The sequence below is a fragment of the Vreelandella neptunia genome (assembly GCF_000712975.1).
In the GTDB taxonomy this organism is placed as follows: domain Bacteria; phylum Pseudomonadota; class Gammaproteobacteria; order Pseudomonadales; family Halomonadaceae; genus Vreelandella; species Vreelandella qaidamensis.
In genome coordinates this window covers 1006044-1013351 of the sequence record NZ_JHQL01000001.1, presented here as the reverse complement: position 1 = coordinate 1013351, position 7308 = coordinate 1006044, and the positions used below count along the sequence as shown (strand labels likewise).

1 protein-coding gene and 2 rRNA genes are annotated in these 7308 nt (G+C 52.4%); all 3 read right to left on the bottom strand.

Annotated features, from left to right (window positions below):
- Positions 1-44 precede the first annotated feature (44 nt).
- A 23S ribosomal RNA gene (locus tag CR46_RS0104685) occupies positions 45-2937 on the bottom strand.
- Between the two features lie 312 nt (positions 2938-3249).
- A 16S ribosomal RNA gene (locus CR46_RS0104675) occupies positions 3250-4782 on the bottom strand.
- Together the 16S and 23S rRNA genes form the textbook arrangement of a ribosomal RNA operon.
- A gap of 636 nt (positions 4783-5418) precedes the next feature.
- A complete protein-coding gene (locus CR46_RS0104670; protein WP_030070344.1) occupies positions 5419-7224 on the bottom strand; it encodes an acyl-CoA dehydrogenase C-terminal domain-containing protein in 1806 nt (601 codons plus the stop codon).
- Positions 7225-7308: the final 84 nt, after the last annotated feature.

Genomic DNA, 7308 nt, shown 5'->3' with positions numbered 1-7308 from the left:
ACACTCGTTTCGTTATCACTGCGACCAGACCCCTTGGGTGTTATAGGGTCAAGCCTCACGGGCCATTAGTACACGTTAGCTCAACGCCTTGCAGCGCTTCCACACCGTGCCTATCAACCAGCTGGTCTCGCTGGGCCCTTCAGGAGGCTCTAGGCCTCAGGGATGTCTCATCTTGAAGGGGGCTTCCCGCTTAGATGCTTTCAGCGGTTATCCCGTCCGCACATAGCTACCCGGCAATGCCACTGGCGTGACAACCGGAACACCAGAGGTGCGTCCACTCCGGTCCTCTCGTACTAGGAGCAGCCCTTCTCAAACATCCAACGCCCACGGCAGATAGGGACCGAACTGTCTCACGACGTTCTAAACCCAGCTCGCGTACCACTTTAAATGGCGAACAGCCATACCCTTGGGACCGACTTCAGCCCCAGGATGTGATGAGCCGACATCGAGGTGCCAAACACCGCCGTCGATGTGAACTCTTGGGCGGTATCAGCCTGTTATCCCCGGAGTACCTTTTATCCGTTGAGCGATGGCCCTTCCATACAGAACCACCGGATCACTAGAACCTGCTTTCGCACCTGCTCGACGTGTCTGTCTCGCAGTCAAGCACCCTTATGCTCTTGCACTCACTGCACGATGTCCGACCGTGCTGAGGGTACCTTCGTGCTCCTCCGTTACTCTTTGGGAGGAGACCGCCCCAGTCAAACTACCCACCACACACTGTCCTCGATCCGGATAACGGACCTGAGTGAGAACGCCAATGATGCCAGGCTGGTATTTCAAGGTTGGCTCCGCTCGAACTGGCGTCCGAGGTTCAAAGCCTCCCAGCTATCCTACACAGGCAACATCAGCGTCCAGTGTGAAGCTATAGTAAAGGTTCACGGGGTCTTTCCGTCTAGCCGCGGGTACACCGCATCTTCACGGCGATTTCAATTTCACTGAGTCTCGGGTGGAGACAGCGTGGCCATCATTACGCCATTCGTGCAGGTCGGAACTTACCCGACAAGGAATTTCGCTACCTTAGGACCGTTATAGTTACGGCCGCCGTTTACCGGGGCTTCAATCAAGAGCTTCGGCCGAAGCCTAACACCATCATTTAACCTTCCGGCACCGGGCAGGCGTCACACCCTATACGTCCGCTTGCGCGTTAGCAGAGTGCTGTGTTTTTACTAAACAGTTGCAGCCACCTGGTATCTTCGACCGGTTCGGGCTTGGAGAGCAAGTCTCGTCACCTTACGCCGGCGTGCCTTCTCCCGAAGTTACGGCACCATTTTGCCTAGTTCCTTCACCCGAGTTCTCTCAAGCGCCTTGGGATTCTCACCCTGACCACCTGTGTCGGTTTGGGGTACGGTCGCACATGATCTGAAGCTTAGAGGCTTTTCCTGGAAGCGTGGCATCAATGACTTCCTGACCGTGGTCAGTTCGTTTCGTGTCTCGGCCTTAGAGCATCCCGGATTTACCTAGGACACAAGCCTACTCACTTTCACCAGGACAACCAACGCCTGGCTCACCTAGCCTTCTCCGTCCCCCCATCGCAATCATGTCCGGTACGGGAATATTGACCCGTTTCCCATCGACTACGCCTTTCGGCCTCGCCTTAGGGGCCGACTCACTCTGCTCCGATTAGCGTCGAACAGAAACCCTTGGTCTTCCGGCGAGGGAGTTTTTCACTCCCTTTATCGTTACTCATGTCAGCATTCGCACTCGTGATACCTCCAGCGAACTTCTCAATTCACCTTCATTGGCTTACACGACGCTCCTCTACCGCTCATCCAGAGGATGAACCCGTAGCTTCGGTACCTGGTTTAGCCCCGTTACATCTTCCGCGCAGGCCGACTCGACTAGTGAGCTATTACGCTTTCTTTAAAGGATGGCTGCTTCTAAGCCAACCTCCTAGCTGTCTGAGCCTTCCCACATCGTTTCCCACTTAACCAGGATTTCGGGACCTTAGCTGACGGTCTGGGTTGTTTCCCTTTTCACGACGGACGTTAGCACCCGCCGTGTGTCTCCCACGCTTGCACTCACCGGTATTCGGAGTTTGCCTCGGGTTGGTAAGTCGGGATGACCCCCTAGCCGAAACAGTGCTCTACCCCCGGTGGTGATACGTGAGGCGCTACCTAAATAGCTTTCGAGGAGAACCAGCTATCTCCGAGCTTGATTAGCCTTTCACTCCGATCCACAAGTCATCCAAATCTTTTTCAACAGATCCTGGTTCGGGCCTCCAGTTGATGTTACTCAACCTTCACCCTGCTCATGGATAGATCGCTCGGTTTCGGGTCTATATCCAGCGACTGTGTCGCCCAGTTAAGACTCGGTTTCCCTACGGCTCCCCTAAACGGTTAACCTCGCCACTGAATATAAGTCGCTGACCCATTATACAAAAGGTACGCAGTCACAGAACAAGTCTGCTCCTACTGCTTGTACGCACACGGTTTCAGGATCTATTTCACTCCCCTCTCCGGGGTTCTTTTCGCCTTTCCCTCACGGTACTGGTTCACTATCGGTCAGCCAGGAGTATTTAGCCTTGGAGGATGGTCCCCCCGTCTTCAGTCAAGGTTTCTCGTGCCCCGACCTACTCGATTTCACATGATCAGATTTTCGACTACGGGGCTATCACCCGCTGCGGCCGAGCTTCCCAGCTCGTTCGTCTAATCAGTCACATGCTTAAGGGCTGGTCCCCGTTCGCTCGCCGCTACTAGGGGAATCTCGGTTGATTTCTTTTCCTCAGGGTACTTAGATGTTTCAGTTCCCCTGGTTCGCCTCTTACGCCTATATATTCAGCGTAAGATACTCATCTTATGATGAGTGGGTTTCCCCATTCAGAGATGCCCGGGTCACAGGTTGTTTGCCACCTCGCCGAGCCTTATCGCAGGCTACCACGTCTTTCATCGCCTCTGGCTGCCTAGGCATCCACCGTGTGCGCTTCATTGCTTGACCCTATAACCCGAAGGAGTCTGGGGTTCGCAATGATAACGATTGCCGGATACGCTTGAGACGTATCACAAAACAATTACGTATAAACACTTCAAAGAAGCGTTTATGTCAGCATGATATACATTGTTAAAGAGCGAGTGATATGCGCAGGGATAAGTGGGTGCATTTTCACATTAATAAAAGAAAAAAAAGGTTTTTAAAAGAAAGGTCTTTTTTATTTTTTCAATAAGAAGAAAACGCTTATCAATGCGTATCAACAGCATTCTGATCAGGTAATTCATTGTGAGCGCTTACCGCGAGGGATGATGCATCGTTTAAGGAGGTGATCCAGCCGCAGGTTCCCCTACGGCTACCTTGTTACGACTTCACCCCAGTCATGAACCACACCGTGGTGATCGCCCTCTTGCGTTAGGCTAACCACTTCTGGTGCAGTCCACTCCCATGGTGTGACGGGCGGTGTGTACAAGGCCCGGGAACGTATTCACCGTGACATTCTGATTCACGATTACTAGCGATTCCGACTTCACGGAGTCGAGTTGCAGACTCCGATCCGGACTGAGACCGGCTTTTCGGGATTAGCTGACTCTCGCGAGCTCGCAACCCTTTGTACCGGCCATTGTAGCACGTGTGTAGCCCTACTCGTAAGGGCCATGATGACTTGACGTCGTCCCCACCTTCCTCCGGTTTGTCACCGGCAGTCTCCTTAGAGTTCCCGGCATTACCCGCTGGCAAATAAGGACAAGGGTTGCGCTCGTTACGGGACTTAACCCAACATTTCACAACACGAGCTGACGACAGCCATGCAGCACCTGTCTCTGCGTTCCCGAAGGCACCAAGTGATCTCTCACAAGTTCGCAGGATGTCAAGAGTAGGTAAGGTTCTTCGCGTTGCATCGAATTAAACCACATGCTCCACCGCTTGTGCGGGCCCCCGTCAATTCATTTGAGTTTTAACCTTGCGGCCGTACTCCCCAGGCGGTCGACTTATCGCGTTAACTTCGCCACAAAGTGCGCTAGGCACCCAACGGCTGGTCGACATCGTTTACGGCGTGGACTACCAGGGTATCTAATCCTGTTTGCTACCCACGCTTTCGCACCTCAGTGTCAGTGTCAGTCCAGAAGGCCGCCTTCGCCACTGGTATTCCTCCCGATCTCTACGCATTTCACCGCTACACCGGGAATTCTACCTTCCTCTCCTGCACTCTAGCTTGACAGTTCCGGATGCCGTTCCCAGGTTGAGCCCGGGGCTTTCACAACCGGCTTATCAAGCCACCTACGCGCGCTTTACGCCCAGTAATTCCGATTAACGCTTGCACCCTCCGTATTACCGCGGCTGCTGGCACGGAGTTAGCCGGTGCTTCTTCTGCGAGTGATGTCTTTCCTAATGGGTATTAACCACTAGGCGTTCTTCCTCGCTGAAAGTGCTTTACAACCCGAAGGCCTTCTTCACACACGCGGCATGGCTGGATCAGGGTTCCCCCCATTGTCCAATATTCCCCACTGCTGCCTCCCGTAGGAGTTCGGGCCGTGTCTCAGTCCCGATGTGGCTGATCATCCTCTCAGACCAGCTACGGATCGTTGCCTTGGTGAGCCATTACCTCACCAACTAGCTAATCCGACATAGGCTCATCCGATAGCGGGAGCCGGAGCCCCCTTTCTCCCGTAGGACGTATGCGGTATTAGCCTGGGTTTCCCCAGGTTATCCCCCACTACCGGGTAGATTCCTATGCATTACTCACCCGTCCGCCGCTCGTCAGCATCTAGCAAGCTAGATCTGTTACCGCTCGACTTGCATGTGTTAGGCCTGCCGCCAGCGTTCAATCTGAGCCATGATCAAACTCTTCAGTTTAAAATCATTGTGATGCTTACTCGTCATCCAACAACATAATGTTGACGAACAACAAAAGCGCATCAAACTTGGCTCAAGGTTCAAACGAATTCATTTCAATTTACATTGTCATGACCGCTTGCCTTGATATTTGGTGATTTATCACCCTCATCGGCAAGCGCCCACATGAATTACCTGATCAAATTGTTAAAGAGCTGTTTCGCTGCGAGGCTGTCTTATCAGCCGGCTAACCGATGAACTGGTTTGCCTCAGCGAGGAAGGCGTATTCTACGCATTTCCTGGTGTTTGTCAATCACTGTTTTCAGTGAGTGAAGCGAGCGGGTTAAGAAAGCGAGATAACGATGCCTTCTCTTTTATTGCGCTAACTTCCTGACAAACCGAAGGTTTTCACCTTCTATCACCGCTGGTAACGCTGTGCGTCCCCGGCAGCGGATGCGTACTTTACGGATTCGCTGCCGTCTTGGCAAGAGGGTTTATCAAAAAAACATAAAAAAAGCGGCAGGCGTTGTTCATAGAACAATCCTGCCGCAAACCACCGATCAGAACGCCTGACCAGAGAGTGCTCGGTTACCCATACAGATTTATCTGTGTCACTGGAATTTCAAAAGCCGTATTTCTCACTGCGTACTTCGAAACCTAAATTTCAAATCCTAAGCCAAAATCTTCACTCGACATCGCCATAAGACTTCCCGCACCGGACTGGATCATTTGCGCGTGAGCCTTTGTACGCGGCAGCAAGCGCTGATAGTAAAAGCGGGCAGTGTTCAATTTAGCGGCATAAAACGCTTTGTCATCACCCTCTAATGCCACCGATGCTTGCTTAGCTGCACGGGCAAAAAGGTAAGCCAACGTGACATAACCGGAGTACATTAGGTAATCGACGCTTGCCGCCCCAACCTCTTCGCGATCCTGCATCGCTTTCATGCCCACACCCATGGTCAACTCGCCCCACTCAGCGTTTAGCTTCGCTAGCGGCTCAACAAACTCTTTTAACGCAGGGTTATCAGCTTCCGTCTTACAGAACTTATGGATTTCTTTGGTGAACACTTTTAGCGACTCACCCTGACTCATCAACACCTTGCGACCAAGCAGGTCTAGCGCCTGAATACCAGTGGTACCCTCATAGAGACGGGTAATACGCGCATCACGCACCAACTGTTCCATCCCCCACTCTTTAATGAAGCCGTGCCCACCAAAAATCTGCACGCCTTCATTGGTGCACTCAAAACCGACTTCAGTGAGAAACGCTTTCACAATAGGTGTTAATAGGCCGAGCAAGGTTTCAGCCTGCTCTTTCTCTTCGCCAGGCTTACCATGCTCAACAATGTCGAGCATCTGAGCGGTGTAAAGCACTAACATGCGGCCACCCTCGGCGAATGCCTTCTGGGTCAGCAGCATACGGCGTACATCCGGATGCACAATAATCGGGTCTGCTGGCTTCTCAGGGGCCTGGGCTCCAGAAAGCGCACGCATTTGCAATCGGTCTCGGGCGTAACTCAGCGAGTTTTGGAAACTGGCTTCAATTAAACCTAGCCCTTGAATACCTACCCCAAGGCGCGCTGCGTTCATCATCGTGAACATACACGCCAAACCTTTATTGGGCGCACCAACCAAATAGCCCGTCGCAGCGTCAAAGTTCATCACGCAGGTAGCATTGCCATGGATGCCCATCTTGTGCTCAAGCGAACCGCACGTTACGCCATTACGCTCGCCTGGGTTACCTTGGGCATCGGGCATAAATTTGGGCACGACGAATAGAGAAATACCCTTCGAGCCTTCAGGAGCGTCAGGCAGTTTAGCCAACACAAGGTGTACGATGTTCTCCGCTAGATCATGGTCACCGGCAGAGATAAAGATTTTGGTACCAGTGATTGAATAAGCGCCGCTTTCATCAGGCACTGCACGTGTCTTAATCAACCCAAGGTCAGTACCACAGTGTGGTTCGGTGAGACACATCGTGCCTGTCCAAACACCCTCTACCAGTTTGGTAAGGTAAGTTTCTTTCTGCTCATCGGTACCGTGATGCCTAAGCGCATCGGCAGCACCATGAGAAAGCCCTGGATACATACCCCACGCTAAGTTAGTTGCGCAAATCATTTCAGAGAGCATCATCGCCAACGAATGAGGCAAACCCTGCCCACCCTGCTCAGGGTCTGCCGCCAAGCTTGGCCAGCCACCTTCTACATATTGCTGATAGGCTTCTTTAAAGCCCTTCGGTGCTTTAACGTCACCACCTTCGAGCAAACACCCCTCTTTGTCACCGCTTTGGTTAATCGGCAATAACACGTCGCGGGCAAAACGCGCGCCCTCTTCCAAAATCGCATTCACAACGTCTGGAGATGCATCATCGCCATTGGGTAGCGCGGCGTAATGGCCGGGGTAGTCAAACATTTCGTCCATAACGAAACGCATGTCACGTAGAGGGGCTTGATAGCTGGGCATGTCACTTCTCCTAAACAAGGGGCTGAAAGCAGTCATAAGCGTCAATCACATTGAGTTTTAACAACCACTTTCAAACACATGTTT

What these genes read in the sequence shown, in the direction of transcription:
- CR46_RS0104670 (WP_030070344.1), bottom strand. Translation starts at nt 7,224, where the DNA reads ATGCCCAGCTATCAAGCCCCTCTACGTGACATGCGTTTCGTTATGGAC.